Source organism: Streptomyces sp. DvalAA-14, assembly GCF_900091855.1.
Classification (GTDB): domain Bacteria; phylum Actinomycetota; class Actinomycetes; order Streptomycetales; family Streptomycetaceae; genus Actinacidiphila.
Window position 1 is genome coordinate 1 of sequence record NZ_FMCH01000637.1, and the last position, 22,602, is coordinate 22,602.

A 22,602-nucleotide genomic window follows, 5' to 3' on the forward strand; every position below is an offset into this window, starting at 1 on the left:
CGACACGGTGACGGCGGTGGCGACCGTGGTGCTGGACGGCCGGACGGTCGCCGTCACCGGCGGCGGCGACGGCACCGTGCACATCTGGGACCTGGCCAGCGGGCAGCCGGTCGGTGAACCCCTCACCGGACACAACGACATGGTGACGGCGGTGGCGACCGTGGTACTGAACGGCCGGACGGTCGCCGTCACCGGCGGCGGCGACGGCACCGTGCAAGTCTGGGACCTGGCCAAGTGGGAGCCGGTCGGTGGACCCCTCATTACCCACATGCGAGTGTGGGCTGTTGCCGCAGGCGGAACAGTCAATGACCTGCCCGTTGCCGTGATCGCCGCAAGGCAGGGCTTTGTTGTAGCCCAACTGCCAACCCGCTGAGACCTGTAGGGTGCCAAAAGTCCTGAACGCGCCCTGGCCTGGTCTTTCTTCTGCTGCTCTGATCGTCGTCAAGTGGCCCGGCGGTACTCGTTGATGAGTCCGCCGAGGACTTTGTGGCGGTGGATGCGTTGTGCGGGGAAGGGGATGATGTTGGGGTCGTCGGCGGGGGCGCGGAGTTGGAGGGCGCGGTGGGGTCGGCTGGTGTTGTAGTGGTCGCCGTACTCGGCGAGGACGCGCCGTAGGTGTTGTTCGTTGTAGATCAGTAGGCGGTCGGTGCATTCGGCCCTGATGGTGCGTATGGCTCTTTCGGCGTGGGCGTTCATTCGTGGGGCTTGCGGTGCGCTCTTCAGGATCTTGATGTGGTCCGCGGTGAAGACGGCGTCGAAGGCCTGGGTGTATTTGCTGTCGCGGTCGCGCAGCAGGTAGCGGAAGCCGGCAGCTTGTTGGCCGAGGTCCGTCAGCGGATTGCGGGCGAGTTGTGTTGTCCAGGCTGCGGTGGGGTGGGCGGTGACACCGAGGATGTGCACAGTGCGGGTGCCGACCTCCATCACGTAGAAGACGTACAGGCGCCGCAGGGTCACGGTGTCGATGTGGAAGAAGTCGGCAGCGAGCAGTCCGGAGGCCTGTGCGCGCAGGAACTCCCGCCATGTGGGGATGCCATGGCTACGTCGGGGTGCGGGACTCAGTCCGGCGCTACGAAGGACGCGTCGGATAGTAGAGGCTCCGACCCGGTGACCGAGGCGTTGCAGTTCGCCCTGGATTCTGGTGTAGCCCCAGGTGGGGTTCTCGTGGGCAAGGCGCAGGATCAGAGCGGTGAGTTCCTCGGAGATCGGTGGGCGTCCGGTCCGGGCAGGTTTCTGCTTCCACTTCAGCGCAGTAGTCGGCGGTGCCAGGACAGAAGGGTGCCCGGGGTGACGAGGCGGTGGCGCCGCAGTCTGCTCGGGAGGTGGCGGGCGAGGGCGGACAGCACTGCGCGGTCCGGCCGTCAGGCGCGGCCGGCTGCCGAGTTGTCGACGAAGGACCGCGACTTCGTGGCGCAGTACGAGGAGCTCGACGTTCTTGGTGTCCTGCGACCGCGACAGCAACAGGAGTAGCCCGAGCAGCCGGACGAAGATCAGGTAGAGCACGCGCAACGCCATGCGATCCGAGCATGCCATGATGACCTGGAGCTGCAAAGAGCCTGATCAGGGATCGTGGGCCAGTTTTGGCACCCCACAGGGGCTTCTGTGGTCGAACTGAATAGTCAGATCAGTTATTCGAAGCCCGACTCTCCGGTCTCCGTCGACTCAGCCTTTCATGCCATCTGTGCATGAATTTGGCTAGTTCCCTATTGCCTGCTTCTGTGTCGAGATGCGAAGGCATTCCACCCTCCGGGTAGATCACATCTCTCATCTCCGTCGGATACTCGAGGTCAGCCCATGCCGAGTCCAGGAGGTCGAATCGAGTCGCCAAATCAGTGGTGGCCCTTTCGATGGCTGCAGCAACGTAGTACTGCCAGACATCGCAAGAGTCAGCTTTCTCATACCTCTGCAGGTCGCCCACCATCCCCCTGACGGCTTCAACGTCATCCGGGAGTCGAAAAGCAATATCCCGCTCCTCAGATGCTAGGGGTAGTGCCCTTCGGTTCAGTTCGCCGATAACCTGCTGGAGCGTACTGGTGTGGAGCAGTCCGGAGCGCCATCCGTACGAGAGCTCCCCCACATACGGGAAACCGAACTCAAAGAACGATTCCGCACTGAATTTTGGCGATACCTCTCGCATTGACATGCTCCCTGACTAGCCCCGCCCTGGCTCAAAGGCCTCATGCACGAGCGTTCCCGTCCGGTCTACGATCCAGTGAAATATCCCGGACTTTCCATTGACTTCTCCAGGCATCGAAACGTGCATGGGATTATCCGGATTCATGGGGTCGCGCTGAGGTTTGCGCCAGACTGTGCCACGCTCGGCAATCTGATCCTGCATGAAGATCGGAGCTCGGTGATACGGGTCGGACTTCACTGCAGCGGAACTCCCGCGAGGAGCATTCTGAATTATTTTCTGGGCCTCCTCGGGCGATGGGACATAATGATCTGAGGCCGCCACAGTGCAGTTGTGTACCAGGACCGGGGTGGCCCCCGCCAGCACATAGTACGTGTGCAGCTGGTTGACCGTGAGGTTGTACATCGCGGCCGCACCCGGGACTGCGCGGACCGCCCTGACGAGGGCGTGGGAGTTGCTCGCGGTTTCAAGGGCGTGGCCGGGGGTGAGGTGGCCGGCGGGGACCCAGGTGTGGGTGGTGTCGTCCCAGAACGGGTGCTTGGAGGTGGTGTGGACGACCGCGGTGTGGCCGGGCCCGATCTGGATAGTGAGGTCGATCAGGTCGTTGTCGTGGTTGATGAAGGTGGCGGTGACGGGGCGTGTGCCCTGGTCCTTGCCGGTCTCCGGGTCGGCGGCCTGGACCTTGTCGCCGAGCTTGACGTTTCCGATGGGCTTGGTGGTGCCGTCGGCGAGGAGGACAGGGGTGTCGGGGGTGAAGCTGCATTCACCTGCGGCTTCGGCGTCGAGTTTCGCGCCGGCTTGGGTGGCTGCGGCGACGTCGTCGAGTTGTCCGAGGTCGGGGATCTCCCCGCCGCTCAGGAGCTGGGCGGCTTGGCCGTAGAGGGTGCTGGTGACGTTCCATTGGGCGGCGTCGGCTTCGCACTGTTCTTGGTTGACGAGGCAGTAGGTCGCGGCGATGACCTGGGCGCCTGCCACGTCGTTGGTGTGGCCGAGGAGGTAGTGGTTGGCCATGCTGCAGGCGAGCCGTCCGTAGCAGACGGTCTCCATATGGCCGTTCGCGTTGGTGAACGGTGCCCAGTAGCCGCCTTCGAGGTGGCTGGTCTTGTTGGGGGAGAAAAGGTCCAGCTGTCCGGAGACGGTCGTTGTGTTTCCGGAGACGGAGTGGTCGTCGACCCAGTTGTGGTGGACTGGGTTGGCCGGCGTGCTGACTTCTTGGGAGTGGCCGTTGGATTCGATGGGGGCGTGGGGGCCGAAGCCGTGGCGTTCGCCGTCTCCGGTGCCGCCGCTGTCGCCTGTGATCGGGCGGGTCGGCTTGCTCGGTCCGTCGCCTCCGCTGCCACCGCCGTCGAGCATGTTGCCGGTGGGGTCGGCGTTGGTGACGGGGTTGTCGCCGGCGTAGTCGTAGCCGTTGAGCTGGGTGGGATCGCCGGCTTCGAAGACGGGGTCGAGGCTGATGAACGCGCCGGTGCTCGGGTCGTACTGGCGCGCTCCCACTGCGGTGAGGCCGGTGACGGGGTCGGTGGGTTTGTTGAGGAAGCCGCGGTTGTCGATCCAGGCAGTGGTGGTGCCGCGGGGCGCGCCGTAGGGGGTGAACTGGCGCCAGGTGGGGTTCTGTGCGGTGTAGTCGAGGTAGAGGTCGGAGGTGCCGTGCGGGTCCCCGATCTCGAACGAGTAGTTGGTGCCGGTGCCGGTACGGACGACAGTGCCGCCGCCGGGGAGCGGGAGGTAGCGGACTCCGGTGGCGGTGGCGGGGTCGGCGGTGGTGTCGAGCGTGATCTGTTCGCCGGGCAGGTACAGGGTTTTGGTGGTGGGGTCGATCTGGAGGAGCAGACTGCCGTCGGCGTCGTAGAGGTACGAGACGGTGCTCGATGCGGTGGTGACGCTGGTGAGTTGCCCGGCGGCGTTCCAGTTGAGGGTCTGGTTCCCCGTCGCTGTGTTGCGGGTGGTCATATCGCCGTCGGCGTCGTACCCGTAGCTGTCGGTGCTGCTGCCGGTGGCCGGGTTGGCGGTGGTGTCGCCGGTGAGGGTGTGGGGCTGGTCTTGGCCGTTGCCGTCGTGGGCGTAGGAGGTGGTGGTGTCCGCGCCGCCGGCTGTGGTGGCGTGCTGGGTCTGAGTGGAGCGCTGGTCGTCGTCGTTGAACGTCCAGCTCGTCCAGTACGCGCTGGACGCGCCGAGGGCGTCACCGATGGTGGAGGAGTCGGAGGCACTCGGGGTGGCGGCGCAGTTGTCGGTTGCGGTCCACGCGGTGGTGAGTCGGTCGAGACCGTCGTAGCGGTAGCACTGCGTTTCGGAGCTGGTGGTGCTGGCGAAGCGGGTTGAGGTCTGGCGGGTGGTGTTGCCGGCCTTGTCGTAGGTGTAGGCCTGCTCGTCCACGTGGGAGCTGGGTGCGGCGGTGGTGCGGGTGATGAGCTGGTCGGTGAGGGCGCCGGTGTGGACGTCGAAGGTGTTGTTGATCGATGCCTCGTTGTTGCCCTGGCCGAGGACTTCCTGGACGGGCCGGCCGTAGGCGTCGTACGTGGTGCCCTGCGAATAGCCGTAGCTGGTGTCGGCCAGGCCGTTGGGCAGGTCGAGGGCGGTGGCGTAGGTGTGAGCCACGATCTCCGCCGGCAGGCCGCCGGCCGCCGGGTAGTTGTCCGCGGTCAGCAACCCGGTGTTGGCGCTGTAGGACTGCTTGAAGGTGTAGGAGCGGCCGAGGACGCCGCCCTGCGCGGAGGGGATGGTGACGGTTTCGCCGAGGGACTCGCCGAAGACGTTGAAACCGACGGCCTGCTCTGTGTAGGCGCTGCCATCATTGAAGGCGGTGCTGGTGGTGACCTTGCCGACCGCGTCGGTCACTCCCGTGACGGCGTTGTCATTGTCGTAGACCCAGGAGGCCATCTCGTTGCCGGTGGCCTGCGCCGCAGTGGTGGCGGCGTACTCGGCGGTCTTGCGGTCGAGGACGTCGTAGGTGAAGGAGACGCTGTCACCGCGCGCGTCCGTGGTCTGGGTGACGTTGCCGTCGGCGTCGTAGAGGTACGACGTTCTTCCGGCGTCGGGGTCGTCGGAGGAGGCCTTCAGACCCAGGAGGTTGTTGGTCGTGGTCCACGTGCTGCCGGCGTGGGTGGTGGTCGACTGCATGCCGTGGCCGTCATAGCCGTAGGTGGTGGCGTCCGCGGTGCCACCGGCGGTGTAAGCGATACCGGTGAAGGAGTTCGCCGGGGCGGTGACGGTGGGCGGGGCGGTGTACTCCTTCGTTACGGTGGTGCGTCCCAGCGGGTCGGTGGTGGTGGCGTTGATGACGCCGCCGGGCGGCGGGATGACAGTGGTGGTGTCGCCGTTGTAGACGGTGGTGGTCGTCTCCTGGGCGACGGAGTACTTGTCTGACTCGTCGGTGACGACCTGTCCGAGCCCGTCGTAGGTGTAGAGATCCTGGCTGGGGATGATGGAGTCCTGGGCCGAGGCGAGGGCCAGAGCGGGTGTGGTCCCCGGGTCCCAGTAGGCGTTGTTGGTCTTGCGGACCAGTCCCCAGGAGTCGTAGAAGGACTCGGTGACCAGGCGGCCGCCTTGCGGGGTCGGCGTCTGGGTCTGCCGGGTCCGCCCGAAGGAGTCGTAGACGGTGACCGACGTGGCGTAGCCGAGATTGTCGTTGAGGGTGCTGGTGGTGACCCCGGACAGGCTGGTTCCGGACACGGTGTAGACGCTGGTGTCGTTGGCGGGGGCGCTGGTGGGGCGCGAGTCCAGCCAGACCGAGGTCGTGCGTCCCGCCGCGTCGTAGTGCTTGGTGGTCGTGATGCCGTTGGCGTCGGTCGAGGTGAGGGCCAGCGCGCGGGTGGGCGCGAAGGTGACGGTGGCCGTCTGCGACTTTGCGTTGACGACCTTCTGGCCCGTGGTCAGGCCGGCGGAGCTGACGGTGTAGCTGGTGGCCGTCTTGTTGCCGTTGCCGTCATAGCTGTCGGCGGTGCGCCCGTAGCCGTCGTGGGTCTGCCGCTGAGTGGTCTGCCAGGTGAAGGCACCACTCGAGTATCCGGACGCCTGGCGGGTCATGGTGACGTTGCCGAGAGTGGGGGCCGCGGCCTGGGGGAACGCGGTGGAGAAGTCCGTGTCGTCGTAGAAGGTCTGGCTGGCGGATTCCACCTGGTCCGGCCGGGACACCGAGGCGGGTGCGGTGAGCGTGTTGAAGTGGGCCGGGCTGGAGGGCTCGGCGGCTTCGGTGAACCCGCCGCAGGCGACGGAATCGGTTTCCTGCAGGGCGGGCAGGCCGACGAGGTTCTCTCCGGTGTTCGCTGGGGCGTAGGCCGTGCTGGCGCACTCGTCGTAGGCGGTGTTCGCGGGCACCGTGTGGCTGTAGCTGTGCTGCAGGAGGCCGAACGTCGCGCTGGCGGTGTCGTCGTTGTAGCTGTCGTCGGTCTCGTTGTACTGCCAGCGGGTGGTGCCGCCGTCGGTGAGCGCCTGGCGGGTGAACGTCTCCGCCTCCGCCGTCAGGTTGGCGGTCAGATCGGGCACGCCGGTGCGGGCGCGGGTGGCTACCGCTGGGGAGATCCAGTAGGAGGTGATGGTGGAGTGGTCGACGGGGCCGCCGTCGCCCTTGTAGACAGTGGTCTCCAGGGCGTTGCCCGCGAGCTGGTCGCTGTCGGTGTGGGTTCCGCCCTGGGAATCGGTGAGGGTCACGCTGCGACTGGAAGTGGAGGTGAGCCAGTCGGCGTCCATGCCGCGGTAGTAGTCGGTGACGCTCTTCGTCTGGGGATCATTGGCGATGTCCCCGACGCGGGTCTCGACGGTGCCGTAGCCGCGGAACTGCCCGAAGGTGCGGTACTTGGCCTTGACGAGCTCGTTGTCGTCGAAGTGCCAGGCCGCTCCACCGGAGTAGGTGTAGTCGGTCCGCTTCGCCTGGGAGCCGCCGGTGCTATCGGTCTCCAGGACCTGGCTGACAGAGTACTTCTCGAACCAGTCGCGCACGGGCGCGGTGTAGTCCTTGGGCGTCCAGTAGGACGGATAGCAGGACTTGGTGTTGGTGGACGGGATCGCGGTTGCGACGTAAGAAGCGGTGCACGGGTACGGCGTGTCGTAGGTGATGCCGGTGGTGCCGCCCATCTCGGAGGTGATCTTGTTGACGCGCCACCGGTAGAGGCCGGGGAAGTTCGAGGTGTCGACCCGGTTGGGCAGGTCGATGCCCTGGAAGATGACCTTCGGCAGGGTGATGGGAGCTGTTGAGCCGCCTGCCGTGGTGTCGTTCGCGATGTGGAGGATCGATTTGAGCCACAGGGTCGGTGACGTGCCGTCACCGGTGGCGGGCTCGGACTGGTCGAGCTGGTAGCTGTCCACGCCCTGGTAGGTGGTGCCGGCGAGGTACTGCTCGGTGCTGATGGACGACAGGCGCACGGTGGAGTAGAACGACGGGCCCCAGTTGGTGCAAGTGGCGCCCTTGGCGCAGTTCACGTCGTAGGGGACGTCGGGGTATTGGGTGGCTGCCGTGGTGCTGGACAGCGCGGTGCAGGTGGCCAGGGTGCAGCGTGGTACGGCGTTGAAGACGACCTTGTCGGCGATGGTGCCGAAGGCGCCGCCGTCGCGGAATCCGTAGTCGATGTGGTCGAGGTAGGAGTCGCGGGTGTAGACGGCGCTCTTGGCGCCGTTGTCCTGGCCGTAGTAGTTGGTGGCCTGCGTGTAGTAGTACGAGATGGCGTTTCCGTGGGTGTCCACGGCGTAGTCCAGGTGCCACCGGTAGGCCATGGTGCACACCGACGCGGTGAAGCCGCTGCTGGAGTAGCAGGGATCGCCGGAGTGGGCGGAGTACACCGGCTCGGAGTCGACGGAGTTGGTCGTGGGCTTCCCGGTGGTCCAGCCGGGCAGTTCGTTGCGGCCGAAGGTGTAGGTGGTGCCGTCACGGTCGGTGACGGTCCAGTAGTCCGTGTTGTACGTGCCGGACCCGTTGGCTGTGTTGGTGAAGTGGGTGACCTTCTCACCGTCGTCGTCGGCGGGGGTGTACGTTTTGGTGGTCGCGTTGTAGACCAGCGAGGTGGACTTGCCGCCGAGGGAGACGGTCAGGACGGGCCCCGCGTAGCAGGAGTCCGAGGTGGACACCGGCGAGGCGGTGCCTTCGGGGGAGTCGCTGCAGCTGGCGAACGTCTGCTCGATGAACGAGTCGGGTGTGCCCCATCCGTCGCCGGCCCAGGATGCCTGGGCCTGGGTGGAGGAGGTCTGCCCATCGATCGATCCGGAGTCGTAGGACAGGTCGACCGACGGCACCAGGGGAGAGGACGACGCCGGGAGCGCGATGGGGTAGTCGTAGCCGAACGTCCCGGTGGAGCTGCCTGCCGTCCATGAGCCGGACGGCTTGAGGCTGTCGGCGCTGTAGGTGCCTGCCGGTCCACCGTCGGCGGGAGCCGTGTCGGTCGCTACGGCCAGCACTCTGGTGGCGGCACTCTGCGTGGCGGTGGCCGACGGTGCCAGCGTCAGGGCGGCCGAGATGCTTTTGTCGGTCTGCTCGTGGCGGGTGGTGATCGGTGACGGGGTTCGGCACGAGGCCACTTGCGGGGTGGTCAGGGCGCAGGCCGGCAGTTCGACCAGGTGCAGGCGGTCGCCGTAGTTGCCGCCGTATGCCTGCGAGAATGCGGAATAGTCCAGTCCGATTCGGACGCTGTCTTTCGTATTGTCGGTGCCCTGGACCGTGAACAGCACCCCTGATACGCCGGCGGCTGCCGCGGCGGAGTGGTCCAGGACGTGCACGGAGATTTTGCCGCCGGCGTGTGTGTGGCCGTCTGGGGCAAGGGCCTCGGCCCAGACCGGAGTTCCCGGAACCGGAGTCCGGGCGCCGGTGGTCTTCCCGGCGGTGGGTGCGGACAGGGCGGCGGTGGCCGAGGCGGCTTTTGGCCAGGTCACGGCGGTGGCGTGGAAGGGTGGCGGTGTGGTCTGCCGGGCCGGCGCTGGGATGACGAGGTTCTTCACCCCGTGTACCGCCGCGGCTCCGTGCGGCGATGGGATGGGCACGCGGGCGCTGGCTTCGGCAATGCTGAGCCCGGGGCCGACCATCAACGGCAGTGTGAAGGCGACGGCGATGAGCCCATGGGCTCTGTGTCGCCGCCACCAGCGGTCTCCGCCGGACCGGCCGGATCGCAAAATGCCACGACTGAACCACGCGACTCGGCTCACGCCGAACCCCCCACCCCAAGGACAATGTCCGTTGACAACGCAACAGTTCGGCGAGCCGGCTGATCAACTGCACGGCACGGCGTTGACTATGACAGGGCGTCGACGGTCGGCAACAGAAAGCGCAGGAAAAGAAAAGGGCATGTGAACGCCATGTGATGATCAAAATTTGGCAAGTTGAACGCGCAAATAGATCTCTATGGTGCGCAACCAGGACTGCCGGGCGCAGACAGACCCTTGCGTCCTGACCAGGGCATGCGAGTCTCATCCGGGCGCCAGGGGGCGGCCATAACCACCCGGTCGACGACCGCGGACATGCCAGGGGGGCATCTGTGCCAGGTTCCACGCGCACGAAATCCGGGCGCACGCTGAGAGCTGTCCTCACAGCCGGGCTCGCGGTGCTTGCTCTTGCCGCGCCGCCCGTGGCGCAAGCCGTCCCCGCCCACGGTGCCGGCTCCGCTTCCACCTCCCAGGTGTCGCAGGCCCGGGCACAGACCGACGCCGAGGCGTCCGTCAAGGCCCAAGCCACCGGCGACGCGGTGCCGATCCCGGCTGACACCACACCGACCGAGACACTCACCGCCAACCCGGACGGCAGCTTCACCCTCGACCAGAGCGTCGAGCCGGTGCGCAAACGGATCGGCGGAGCATGGAAACCCCTGGACCCCTCGCTGATCCGCAACAGCGACGGCTCCGTCTCCCCCTCGGTCACCTCCAGTGCCCTCACGCTGTCCGGGGGCGGGAGCGGGGCGCTGGCCGTCATGAAGACCGGCAGCCGGTCCCTCGACCTCACCTTGCCGGTGAACCTGCCGACCCCTTCATTGTCCGGGAGTACCGCGACCTACGCCGACGTGATTCCCGGTGTCGACCTCAAGGTCATGGCCGACAACCAGGGCGGTTTCTCCGACGTCCTGGTCGTGAAGACAGCCGCAGCCGCCAGCAGCCCCGATCTCGGGAAACTGACCACGCTCGCCACGCGCACCAACGGCGTGACGGTCGCAACGGACACGGCAGGCAACATCACCGCTGACGACCCCACCGGTGCCACCGTTTTCGCAGCTCCCGCTCCGTTGATGTGGGACTCCGCCGTCTCCCACGCCGCCCCGGCCAAGTCCGGCGCCAAGAAGACGAAGGCCGGCGGCACAGCCGATCCGACCGGCAGCAGCCCTAGCGACGGCGGTAGTGGTGATCCGGTCACCTCCAGTCCCACTGGCCCAGGCATCGGCGCGCACACCGCCGCGGTCGACTCCGACTACAGCGACGGCACCATCACCCTCACCCCCGACCCGTCGCTCCTCACCGCGTCATCGACGATGTTCCCGGTGTACATCGATCCCTCGTACACCGCGGGTGGCGGCGTCCTGCAGGCATGGACCTACGTCAACTCGTACTACTCCGGGACAAGTTTCTGGAAGACCACGGATGCCGTGGGTCTGCGGGTCGGCAGGCAGGGCTGGGAGAGCCCCAACTACACCGCCCGGACCTTCGCCCAACTGTCGGTGGACAGCCGCCTGAAGGATGCGGTTATCAAGGATTCGCACTTCTACGCCACCGAGACCTACTCCGCCTCGTGCACGGCGGAACCGGTCGAGCTGTGGACCACCGGCGGCATCTCGTCGGCCACGACCTGGGACCACCAGCCGTCCTGGAACACGAAACTCGCCACCGTGAACGCCGCACACGGCTGGTCCTCCGACTGCCCGACCGATTCGATCGGCTTCGACACCAGCAGCGAGATGACCTATATCGCCGGGCACCTGGCTTCCTCGATCACGCTGGGCCTGAAGGCTTCTGACGAGTCCGACCCCCTGGCGTGGAAGAAGTTCGACCACGCCACCATGTCCATGTCGACGACCTTCAACCACGCTCCCAGCATCCCTTCCTCGCCGCATACGTCCCCGACGACCACCTGCACCGGCTCCGTCACCGTGATCGGCAACGGCGATGTCTCTCTCTACGCGAAGGTCGCCGATCCCGACGGCGGGGCTCTCAAGGTCAGCTATCAGGCGTGGAAGACCGGTACCGGCACCACCATCCAGGCGGGCACCCTGTCCGCGACGTCCGGCACCGTAGCCCCACCGCTGATCATGAAAAAGGCGACCCTCGACGCGGCGGCCGCCAACGCGGTCATGGCCGTCTCCTGGAACGTCTCCGTCAGCGACGGAAGCCTCAGTAGCAAGTCCGCCTCGACGACCTGCAGATTCAACTTCGACCCCACGATCCCCGGCGCGCCGGACATCACCGACTCCACCGGGGCGGACTGCGGTGACAGCACAAGCGCCGCCGCCTACACCGTAGGCACGGCCGCCGGCTTCACCATCCATCCCACCACCGGCTCCACACCGAGCAGCTATCTCTACCAGGTCAACGGCGGGGCGCCCCAGACGACGACCAAGACCACTTTCAGCGTCAAACCCAGCCGAGGGACCGACATCCTGACCGTCACGGCCAGATCGGCCGGCGGGAACATCGGCGACACCGCGGTCTGCATCATCACCGCCGCAGCCCCGGCGACCGCCCCCGACGGCGACCTGAACGGTGACGGCATCGCCGACCTGCTCACCGTCGGGCACCAGGACGGCCTGCCCGCAGGGCTCTGGCTCTCACCCGGCCAAGCCGGCGCCGGACACACCCAGGGCGACGGCCAGATCCTCACCACCGCGGCGAACATCGGCAACGCGGGGACCGGCATGGACACTCGCGGGACCGCCTCCGACTACAACGGCACTCAGGCCATCACCGGCCACTTCGCCACCGGAGCCGGGTTCAACGACGTCCTGGACTACGACCGAGCCACCGGCAGCGGAACCATCCTGTTCGGCAGCGGCGACGGCTCCGCGCTCTCACCGGTCAGCGGCAGCCAGGTCAACGTCGACAGCGGCGTCTTCACCGACAGCGCCACCGGTGTGCACGCCACCCAGATTGCCAGCGCCGGGAACCTGTTCGGCACCGCCAACGGAGCCGGCCCCGACGGCATCAGCGGCTTCCCCGACCTCCTGCTCACCGTCGAAGGCCATCTCTACCTCGAACCCTCCGTCCCCACCCCCGGCGGCTACGTCGACCTGGACAACTCGTCCGACATCAGCGACACCAACCCCACGGGAAGTGGAGACTGGACCGGCTGGACCATCACCACCAGCCTCGTAGGCGGCCTGCCCGCGATGTTCGCCCGCGCCGACAACGGCGGCGGTGCCTACTACTACCGCCCCGCCGACCTGGAGAACCTCGCCATCGGCAACCCGGCCGTCCCCGTGCAGGCTGCCACCTCCTGGTACAGCGCCGCGCAGATGCCGCTCCTGCAGGCCGCCGACATCAACACCGACGGCACCCCCGACATCTGGACCACCGACCCGACCGGCAACGCCTCCTCCCACTACTTCGACGGGACGGCCTTCTCCAGCATCTCCACCCAGCAGAAGGTCATCGCCGACACCCACAACTGGATCCTCGACGACGCCGTCAACGGAAACGCCACCACGGCCGCAGACAACGCCACCACACCGCTGTCCCTGGCCGGGGCCGGAACGGGGCCCCGTTGGGACGACGGCGATCTGTTCGACCCGCACCTGCACCTCGACGGCACCGGCAGCGCCATGATGATCGCCAACGCCGCTCTCACCCCTTCGCAGAGCTTCAGCGTCTCGGTCTGGGCCAAACCCGCGGCGCTCGGCGGGGTGGTGCTCTCCCAGGACGGCACCAGCACCTCCGGATTCCTGGTCTACACCGATGCCTCCACCAACACCTGGAACTTCTGCATGGCCCGCGCCGACACCACCACCACGGCCCGTGACTGTGCGGCCGGTGGAGCAGTCCACCTGAACGCGTGGAGCCACGTCACCGCCACCTACAACGCCACCACCAAGCGGATGGCCCTGTACGTCGATGGCATCGAGGCCAACGAGGGCTCCCACACACCCGTCACCGGCTTCCTCGGACACTTCACCGTCGGCCGCCAGCTCTACCAGGGCACCTACCAGTCGTATTTCAACGGAAACCTCGCCGACGCCGAAGTCTGGGCCGGCACGACGCTCAGCCCCGACCAGGTCGCTGTTCTGTCCGGGACCCCCGGCTACGTTCTGTTCCCGTCGGACGACACCAACTACGCGAGCGGTCTGTCCTGGACCACAGCCGGCGCCAAGATGACTTTCACCACCGGGCAGCTCGCCATCACCGAAACCGCCAGTTGCACGGCCAACTGCACCTGGACCGTTGGCTCCACCGGTCACCCCGGGGCGGTCCTGACCCTGCAGTCCGACAACAACCTCGTCATCTACAGCGGCGCGGCCCACACGCTGGGCACCTCCCTGTGGGCCGCCGGCACCAACTCCGCACTCGGCAGCACCACCCTCTTCCTCCAACCGGACGGCAACCTCGTCCTCTACGACGCAGACGGAACCGTGCTCTGGTACTCGAGCACCCTCAACTGACAGCGGCGGGGCGGTGAAGCCGGTAAGCGGGTGCGTGCCCTGGTCGGAAGAAGGCGCGCACCCGCGGCCCCGTCCGGTCTCGGACACGGCAACGGGGCCCGGCCCGAGCGGTCACCCAGAGGCCAGGCCGCCACCGCGCGACCGTACGCTACTGATCGTTCACCGGCGCACTGCCTCCAGTGGTATCGGCCGGAGCACAGGAAAAGGATGGACATGGGCAAGAAGACGCTGAGGATCGCGGCTGCGGGATGCGTACTCGCGCTGGCCGCCGTCGGCTGCGGCCACGAGAGCGGCACAGGGGCGGCGCCCAGCGCGAAGGCGCAGACCGCACAACCGGGCACCCCGTCGGCCTCGGCTTCAACCTCGGCGGCACCGGTGTCGGCGTCGAAGGTTCTGAGCGAGGGGCAGTTGGAGCAGGCCGGACTCACGGGTTCGGACCTACCGGGGTTCCAGGTCGCCCCGCTGGTCGGAGACGGCTCGGACCAGCAACCGACCGTAGTGGCCCAACGCCCTCCGTCGCCCGCGCAGTGCGCCCCGCTCAACAACATGACGGAATATCTCGGACGGTTCCAGCCGGTCTGGCAGGTGGTGAAGGCGATCGCCGCCCCGGGAAAGAACAACATCCCCAGTACCACGGTCGCCTTGGCCTCGTACAAGGCCCAGGATGCCGCCACCGTCATGACCGAGCTGCACGGCGCCCTGGCCGACTGCACACGGTTCGCACCGCCGCAGCCGAGCGAGGGTTTGACGTTCACGCACATCCAGAAGCTCTCCGCCCCCGCCATGGGGGACGACGCGATCTCCTACCGCATGACGCAGAACACGCCGACCGACAACGTCGCCTCCGCCCTCTCCGTTGTCTACTCCTACCTCGTGGTCCGGACCGGAACGACCGTCACGACCTTCGTGTCGAACTACACCGGTGCCAACAGCAAACCTGCCGATGTACCGCAGGAGATCATTGATACTCAGCTCAAGAAGCTCACCTGATCACCGAGGCGGTATCTGCAGGGGCGGTTCCTGCCGAGATGGTGAACTGCGCGAGGCTGCGCGTACTCAGGCACGAGTGCTTTCGCGCGTCAACTATTTCCCGTTGCCTCGTTGATGGCTGGGACCACTTTGGGACCACACGCCATGCATGCTGACGAACAACAGCAGCGCGAGTGATGGACTCAACGTGAGTAATATACGCTCTGACCTGCGGAAACCCTTGACTCGCCGTTCTGGGGGTCAAGGGGTCGCAGGTTCAAATCCTCTCGTCCCGACTGGAGCTTGCTCCATTGTCGCAGGTCAGGGCCTTGTTTCACGAAAGTGGAGCAGGGCCCTTGATCGTTTTCCGGGTCTGCCTCTCACAACTTCTCACATCGGTAATGATCATGGCCCGCCGAGGAGGTCTCCGTGCTTCTCGGATCCCGCTTTGAGGCTCTGCGGGTCTGGGTGCACGTAGACCCGCTTGGTGAAGCTGAGGTCCGAGTGGCCGGCCCAGGCGGAGACCACGGTGTCGGGGACGCCGTTGTTGGCCATCCAGGAGAGCGTGGCGTTGTAGGTGCCGAGAATTATGTCCGCTCAGGTCAAGCGGCATTTTGGTACTCGTGGAGGATGCCGCGGAGTCGGTCGTGTCTGCGGACGTCGAGGTGGGTGATTTGATCAGATCCGAGGGGTTCCGGGAGGGGGCGTAGGGGAGCGGCGCTTGCGAGGGCTCGGTGGGGTCGATGCTCGTTGTGGAACTGCTCGTACTCACGCAATGCGTACATGAGGTGGGCTCGGTCCCAGATGAGGGTGCGGTCGAGCAGTTCGGCTCGGCAGGAGCGGATCCATCGTTCCATGATTGCGTTCATGCGGGGCATCTTCACCCCGGTCTGAACGACCTCGACACCCTGATCGGCGAGTACGGAGTCGAAGCTGGTGGGGTAGCGCACGTCGCGGTCGCGGATCAGGTATTTGATCCCTGTTTCTGAGTCCTGGATGTCCATGACCAGGTTGCGGGCGAGTTGGGTGACCCAGGCGGCGGTCGGCTGCGTAGTGGTGCCGAGGATGCGGACGCGCCGGGTGGCATGTTCGATCACCGCAAGGACGGTCAGGGTCGCGCCGGTCAGGGTCTTGGTCTCGAAGAAGTCGGCCGCGAGGATGGCTTCGGCCTGGGAGCGAAGGAAGGTTGCCCAGGTGGTGTGCTGCCGGTCGGACGCAGGCGGGATGCCTTGGTCCTTGAGAATGCTCCACACGGTGGAGGCGGCGACCTTGATGCCTAGCGCGGCAAGTTCGCCGTGTACGCGCCTGTACCCCCAGCTGGGATTCTCGCGCACGAGGCGCAAGACCAGGATGCGGATGGATCGGACGGTGCGGGGCCGGCCTGGGCGCTTGGGACGGGAGGCTTTCGCGTGGCGGCGTCGCAGCAACTCGCGGTGCCAGCGCAGGACGCTGTCGGGGGAGACGATCAGGTGGAGTTGACGCAGCCGCCCGCGGGGGATGCGGTGCAGCAGTGCCGCGAGGAGCGCCCGGTCGGGCCAGGTGAGTTGCGGCTTGCCTGTCTGCCGCTGCAAGAGGGCCAGTTGGTGGCGTAGGGCCAGGATCTCCAAGTTCTTCTCGCGGTTGTTCATCGGCTCCGCAAGCGGTGGGCGACGGCGCTGTGGTGAGCGGTGCCGCTGGTCTTCGTCAAGAAGGACATGGGCGCGTAGTCGTATGAGGCTGACGACGGTCGACAGGGCGAGGGGCGGCAGTCGCAACAGCACAGTTGAACATCCTTGGAGACGGCTTGCGGCCGGACACAGAGAGCCTTCCTGTCCGGGGGCTGAGTCGTCAGCTGCATGCAGACGCCTTGAACTCAGGCTTGTGACCAGGACGGATGCAATATTCGGCACCTACACCGTCGTGCGTCCCCCAAATTTCAGCTCAGGCGGCAAGCGTTCGCCGTACTGTGGCGGCATGGCGAATCGTCAAGGCGTCCGCGTGGATCTCAACGGCATCATGCGGCAGTTGGAGGCCAATGGTTTCGATGAGGTCCGGGTGGAGTTTGCTCCGGATGACGGTGGCGGTGGCGGTGCGGCGGCGGTTGTCGACGTGATGCGTCAGGCGGTGGACACGGCCAATGAGGTGGCCAATGAGGCGGCGCCTGACTCCATCTGGGCGTCCTTGCTGACAGCGAGCCTTGCGGGTCTCTCTGTGCGGCTGGGGTCGATGGAGAGTGAGGAGGCGCTGGAAACCTGGCTGGAGGCGTTCGGCGGCCAGGTGCGGGCGGGCGGGCTGTCGGGTGAGCTGCGGGCCACGAAGACCGTCAGATTGCCGGCCTGGGATTCGCCTGATCCGATGATGACGGCGTACATCGCGCTGGGCGCGTTGTCCGCGATGGGCGGTGCCGGTATGTCGGGCTGGGCGGAGCGGGCGGTGCGCTGGGCGGCCGAGGCCGGAGGGGACGCCTACGTTTCCAGTGGCGGGATGAATCAGCTCGATGCCACCGGCGATGTGGCGGCGCACCTGGCGTCCGCCCTGCGCGTCGCTTCGTCCGGTGCGGTGCTGTACGCGGACGAGCAGGCGTCGCGGGCCGCCTTGGTTCAGATCCGCTCGGACGGCCAGGCGGCCTATCAGATCCACGACGCGTCCACCTCCCTGACGGCTCAGGCCGACCGGGCCCGCGCGGCGATCCTCGCCGAAGCGGCATACGCGCACTACGCCTTCGTGGCGCCGACGCCGCGCCAGGCATACGGCTGGGACGCACGCGGCCGGGCCCTGCCGCCGCTGCGCGAAGGCATCCCGGCCCACGCACTGCGTATGCACGCCGACTTGTGGAGCCGGTTCGTCCCCGATGTCCACTGCATGCAGCTACTCACCGACGAACACCTGGACCGCGTCGCGGACCTTTCGCGGTGGACCGTGACGCACGTCACTGCCGGACGCTCCCTCATCGAGGCACCGGATCTGGCCGCCTGGCTCCGTCCCGGAGGCCCCGCGCCCTCGGCCGTTGACCAGGCGAGGGCCGACTTCGGCCGGGCTCTGGTGCCCGCCGACGATGTCCGATAACTGCTGCTCATCGTACTGAACCGTGATTAATATTCGTTGACCCTCCATCACCGCGCCGACAGACTCTTTGAGTCTCGAACTATTGTGTGCGCGGTTCCCGGGGGGGTCTTGTGGTGCCTGTTCGTCGTTCATTAAGCCTGCTCGCCAGCGTAGTTGTGGGAGCACTTTTAGTTACATTGGGTCCCACGGGGACAGCGGCATACGCGGGTTCGCCACCGAAACCCACCACGACGAATGCGGGGAGTCCGGCCCTCACCACGTCGGCGTCGACGTCCAAGGCGTCCTCGCCGGCGCCCTCCGCGGCGAAACTCCCGAAAACGTCATCGGCGGCCCCGCGGACCCGGGCAGTGACGACATATCCGGCGACTGCGAAGTCTTCGGCACCGTCGGCTTTACCTCCGGCTGCGACCTACGCGAGCCCCACCGCGAACACACCCGCGCCGCGCACCGGCACCACCTCACTGCCCGCCGGTGTCAAGCCCGCCGCCGCTGACCCGCCCTGTCCTCCGAACAGCGCCGACGCCTCGGTTCCGGATCCGGGTGGCAGTCGCTGCGTGGCCGGCACCCTGATGTCCACCCGGGGGAAACTCGGCTATGCGTGGAGTCCGGCCACCAGGAGCTACACAACGGTACCGTGCGTTCTCGACCCACGCGCCCTGGTGCCGCACGCCGTCTACAAGAAGCCGGACTGCAAGCCGCTGCGTCTTCAGGGTGAGAACATCGCGCAGACGCGCGTCATCGCCCAGCTGAATGCGGCCGGTGTCTACGGCGACAGCTCGGCCACGGGCATCACGCCCAACATCCAGTGGGAGACGATGATCCCCGGCGGCGGACGGCCGGACCTCGTGTTGTACGACCACACCAGCACGACGGGTCCCGTCGGTCTGGTGGAGATGAAGGGCGACTGGAGCGGTGACAACCCGCTGGACGAAGTCGAAGAGTATGTCCGGGACTGGCCGCAGACCGGGCACACCGTCGTCCCGTACCACTTCGCGAAGCCCTTTAGTGACGACTTCGAGATCCAGTTGGATCCGGCGTGCAAGTGGGATCCGGCGCAGCACTCCGCGTGGCTCTTTCACACCTACAGCGACCCGGCCAACGACGGGGTGATCCGGATCTCCAGGACATTCCGGGACTGCCCCGAGCGCCAGAAGCAGGGCGTCGACGACGAGAAGAAGCAGACCTACCAGGGGACCATCGGCGCCGACGCCGACCACGACGGCGTCGACGACTTCTGGGACTACATCCGGGAGCACCCGGAGCTGTGGTATCTGACCGGCCCCATCGTCGCTCCCGCGTTCCACGCGCTGGCCAAGCCGGTCTTGGTGTCGTTGAACCGGGACGCGATCACGGAGATCGAGGAGGCCGCTGAGGACGCCGCCCCGGACGCCATCGACGCTGAGTGGGCAGCGTTCGTGGACAGCATGCCCGACACGGTTGCCGATGCCGCGGCCGACATCGCGGCCGGCGACGCGGCGGCCCTGGGGCTGGACGCCGAAGAGTTGGCGCTGGCGGAAGCGGCGCTCGACGCCGGTTTCATCACCCTCAGCGCCGCGTTCCTGGTCCCGGTCATCGCGGCGGCGGTGCTCGTCGCAATCTGGGCGGTAATGCACTGGCACCTGTTCGGTGACCCGCACATGACGACCCTCGACGGGCTGGCCTACGACCTGCAGGACGCCGGGGAGTTCGAGGTGGTCAACGTCCCCAGCCTGAATCTCGACGTCCAGGCCAGATTCCTGCCCCCGGGCGGATCCAGGACGTTCACGGTGGTGGACTCGGTGGCGTTCTCGATCAACGGGGCGTTCGTCGAGCTGCACCAGAACGGCGACGCGTTCGTGAACGGCGTGCAGATCCCGGCCTCGCAGAAGCTGACGGACTTCGGCCAGGGCGCGGCGCTGGTCCGCAGCGGCAACAAATTCGTGGCGACCTTCGGCGCGGCAAAGGCCCGGCTGGCGTTCAATGACAGCAGCCTCGGGTTCGACATCGCCCCCGGCGTGCCGACGACCGGCCTGCTCGGCAACAACGACGGCAAACCGGGCAACGACCTGGTGATGTCCGACGGCACCCCGGTCTCCTCTCCCACCGCCTCGGTGCTCGACGGCGTGTACGCGAACTCCTGGCGGCTGACGGACAACCAGTCCGACTTCACCTACCCCGACGACAACACCACGGCGTCCTACACGGACCTGACGTTCCCGTCGAACGTGGTGACACTCGGCGACTTCGCGCAGTCCGACCAGGACATCGCCCGCCAGGCGTGCAACGCCCAGGCGGTGCCCGCGGGTCCGCAGTTCGACGCCTGCATGCTCGACATCGCCCAGACCGGCGACGCGAACTACGCCAAGGACGCCGCGTCGGTCACCGACGTGCTCCAGGACTCGGCCGCGCACACGGTCGACGCCGCCGGCAACGTGACAGAGAACTTCGAAGCCGCGGTCGGCCCCAACTTCCGTCCCGACAGCACCGAGTCGATCGGAGGCACCACCGCGGCCGGACCCGTGTTCGACGGCAGCGGGTACAGCTTCACCGTCCCGTCGCTGCCCAACCACTCAGGCGCCACGGTCGCGTTCGACGTCTACGCGGTGGGCGTCACCAGCGCCAACGCCCAGAACCAGACGCTGACGGTGAAGGTCGGCGACCCCGCGACCTCGTCGGTGGTCGCGTTCACCCCGACGACTGCGAGTGTGTCGTCCGGGCCGGCGACGACCAGCTCCCTCGGCCAGGGCCAGACCGCCCAGGGAACGGCCTACCAGCGCTACCGGATCACTATTCCGACTCCCCAGTACAGCGACCAACTGCGTGTGCAGCTGGCGCCCTCGGGCTTCCGGGGCATCATCGGCACCAGCCTCGCCGTCGACAACATCGCGGTGGGCGTCAGCCTCGTACCGGCCCAGACATTCTCCGCCGCGCTGCCTCTGTCGGTCTCCTCCGGGACCGTCGACGGCACCAACATGACGGGGGCCGGAACCCTGGAAACCACCGGATCCGCAGACGTGTACTCCTTCACCGTCCCGACCGGCGGCCAGCGCCTGAACCTTGACCTGGGCTCGTGCCCGCCCGAGGGCCAGTCGGACGGCGTCCACTGGACCCTTCAGACGTCGGCGGGCCGCACCGCCGCATCCGGATACTGCGACGCGGCCGCCCTGGGCCTCGTGGCCGCGGGGCAGTACACACTGACCGTCCGCGGTCCGGGCGTCGCGGGGTCCTACGCGCTCAACCTGGAGGCCCCGCAGTCGTTCGCGGCGACCATGCCGCTCTCGGTGACGGCGAACACCCTCAACGGAACCGCCACCACCGGAGCCGGCGTCTTCGAGGACGGTGCCTCACAAGACATCTACTCGTTCACCGTCCCGACCGGCGGCCTGCCGCTCGCGCTCAGCATGAGGTCGTGCCCGGCATCGGACAACTACTCCCCGGGCACCTGGACCCTGCGCGACGCCGCGACGCAGACCGCGGTCCGCTCCGGCTACGGCGGTTGCTCGTACGCGGACTTCGGCACCCTCGCGGCTGGCTCCTACCAGCTGGACGTCGCGGCCAACGGCACGCCCGGTCCGTACACGCTCGACATCCTGTCACCGCAGTCGTTCGCGGCGACCCTCCCGCTAACGACAAGCGCGAACACGATGAACGGAATCTCCGTGCCTGGCGCGAGTACCTTCGAGACCGGCGCCTCCCAGGACATCTACACGTTCACGGTGCCGGTCGGCGGCCAGATGCTGAACCTCGACATCTCGGCGTGCCCGACGGCGAACTACTCGACGCCGCTGCGCTGGAAACTGCTCAGCACGGCGACCGGCACGGTCCTGGCCAACGGCGGCTGCTCGTACGCGAACCTGGGCCCGCTGGCGGCCGGCGGATACCAGCTGGTGGTCAGCGCCGGCGGTGTGGCCGGCGGGTACGCGCTGAACCTTGAGGCGCCGCAGCCGTTCGCGGCGACCTTCCCGCTGGCGGCGTCACCGGACCGACTCAACGGGGCGACCGCGGCAGGCGCGGGCCGGTTCGAGACGACGGCGTCGCAGGACGTCTACACCTTCACCGCGCCGTCCGACGGCTCGCCGGTGCTGCTGAACTTCGCCTCGTGTCCGACCGTGAGCTACAGCACCTCGCTGACCTGGCGGCTCCTCGACAGCTCCGGAACCGCGATCGCCCACGGGCGGTGCGGCGTCTCGAGCCTCGGCGTCCTGGCCGCCGGCAGCTACCGGCTGGCCGTCGAATCGGGCGGCCTGCCCGGGACGTACAGCCTGTTCGCCACAGCCGGCGGAGGGGGGACGCCGGCGGCGACCCTGGACGGCACACCGAGCGTGGTGACCACCACCCTCGCGGCCCAGTCGGTGGCGATCGGGTTCGTGAACCCGACGAGCCAGACCGTGGCGGTGACCGGTTCGTCCACGCTCACCTCAGGCGACTGCGACTACTCCTCGCTGGTCTTCCATCTGTACGACCACACCGGCGCCGAGGTGACACACGGCGGCCTCCAGTGCGGCAGCGCGGGGATGCTCTACTCACCGGCTCTGCCACCCGGCTCCTACACGGTGCTCATCGTCCCGCCCGCGCCGGTGACGGGAAAACTGGGCGTCCAGATCTTCGGGGCGTCCACATCGGCGGTGACGGCGACGCTGGACGGCAAGCCCGCGTCCGTGACGACCACTGCCGCCTCCCAGTCGGTGATGGTCGGCTTCACCAACCCGACCAGCCAGGCGGTGACGATCACCGGCTCCTCATCGATCACCACCGGCGACTGCGACTTCAACTCGGTGAAGTTCTACCTCTACGACCAGTCGGGTACCCAGGTGAAGAACGGGAGCCTGAGCTGCGACACGTCCGGCGTGCTGTACTCGCCGACACTGGCGGCGGGGTCGTACACGATGCTGGTCGCCCCGCCGGGGCCGGTGACGGGCACCTACGGCG

General features: G+C 67.3%; 10 protein-coding genes. 5 read left to right on the plus strand and 5 right to left on the minus strand.

Features of this window, described 5'->3' with window-relative positions:
* Positions 1-373, plus strand: a 373-nt coding sequence (locus tag GA0115240_RS33950; protein ID WP_370673404.1) for a WD40 repeat domain-containing protein, incomplete at its 5' end; no start/stop codon positions are given.
* A 68-nt stretch (positions 374-441) separates the two neighbouring features.
* Here GA0115240_RS33950 and GA0115240_RS33955 read toward each other — a convergent pair.
* The 3 genes from GA0115240_RS33955 to GA0115240_RS33960 form a co-directional block, all read right to left on the minus strand.
* Positions 442-1,512: an integrase core domain-containing protein gene (locus GA0115240_RS33955; protein ID WP_346268011.1), complete on the minus strand. Its 1,071-nt coding sequence runs from the start codon at positions 1,510-1,512 to the stop codon at positions 442-444.
* 109 nt (positions 1,513-1,621) lie between these two features.
* The gene (locus GA0115240_RS36485; RefSeq protein WP_141709066.1) at positions 1,622-2,140 is read right to left on the minus strand and encodes a hypothetical protein; all 519 of its coding nucleotides are present in this window, start codon (positions 2,138-2,140) and stop codon (positions 1,622-1,624) included.
* 9 nt (positions 2,141-2,149) lie between these two features.
* Positions 2,150-9,052: a polymorphic toxin-type HINT domain-containing protein gene (locus tag GA0115240_RS33960; RefSeq protein ID WP_093742803.1), complete on the minus strand. Its 6,903-nt coding sequence runs from the start codon at positions 9,050-9,052 to the stop codon at positions 2,150-2,152.
* Between the two features lie 623 nt (positions 9,053-9,675).
* On the opposite strand from GA0115240_RS33960, the gene GA0115240_RS33965 reads away from it, so the two are divergent.
* Both GA0115240_RS33965 and GA0115240_RS33970 read left to right on the plus strand, forming a co-directional pair.
* A complete protein-coding gene (locus GA0115240_RS33965) occupies positions 9,676-13,680 on the plus strand; it encodes a LamG-like jellyroll fold domain-containing protein (RefSeq protein WP_093742805.1) in 4,005 nt (1,334 codons plus the stop codon).
* Positions 13,681-13,893: 213 nt separating this feature from the next.
* On the plus strand, positions 13,894-14,670 hold the full coding sequence (locus GA0115240_RS33970; protein ID WP_093742807.1) for a hypothetical protein: 777 nt from the start codon (positions 13,894-13,896) through the stop codon (positions 14,668-14,670).
* A 384-nt stretch (positions 14,671-15,054) separates the two neighbouring features.
* On the opposite strand, the gene GA0115240_RS35970 is transcribed toward GA0115240_RS33970, so the two are convergent.
* Positions 15,055-15,204, minus strand: a complete 150-nt coding sequence (locus GA0115240_RS35970; RefSeq protein WP_176725252.1) for a hypothetical protein — start codon at positions 15,202-15,204, stop codon at positions 15,055-15,057.
* A gap of 47 nt (positions 15,205-15,251) precedes the next feature.
* Complete coding sequence (locus tag GA0115240_RS33975; RefSeq protein ID WP_370673405.1) at positions 15,252-16,409, minus strand: integrase core domain-containing protein; 1,158 nt, start codon at positions 16,407-16,409, stop codon at positions 15,252-15,254.
* 217 nt (positions 16,410-16,626) lie between these two features.
* Here GA0115240_RS33975 and GA0115240_RS33980 point away from each other — a divergent pair, with 217 nt between their 5' ends.
* Positions 16,627-17,694 (plus strand): hypothetical protein, encoded by a 1,068-nt coding sequence (locus tag GA0115240_RS33980; RefSeq protein WP_093742810.1) that lies wholly within the window; start codon positions 16,627-16,629, stop codon positions 17,692-17,694.
* Positions 17,695-18,248: 554 nt separating this feature from the next.
* Positions 18,249-22,602: VWD domain-containing protein (locus GA0115240_RS33985; RefSeq protein ID WP_141709068.1), on the plus strand; the 4,354-nt coding region annotated here is incomplete at its 3' end.

Excerpts from the sequence above, each read along its gene's own strand:
- GA0115240_RS36485 (WP_141709066.1), bottom strand. The coding sequence starts at position 2,140 with ATGTCAATGCGAGAGGTATCGCCAAAATTCAGTGCGGAATCGTTCTTT.
- GA0115240_RS35970 (WP_176725252.1), bottom strand. The coding sequence starts at position 15,204 with ATGGCCAACAACGGCGTCCCCGACACCGTGGTCTCCGCCTGGGCCGGC.
- GA0115240_RS33955 (WP_346268011.1), bottom strand. The coding sequence starts at position 1,512 with ATGGCGTTGCGCGTGCTCTACCTGATCTTCGTCCGGCTGCTCGGGCTA.
- GA0115240_RS33970 (WP_093742807.1), top strand. The coding sequence starts at position 13,894 with ATGGGCAAGAAGACGCTGAGGATCGCGGCTGCGGGATGCGTACTCGCG.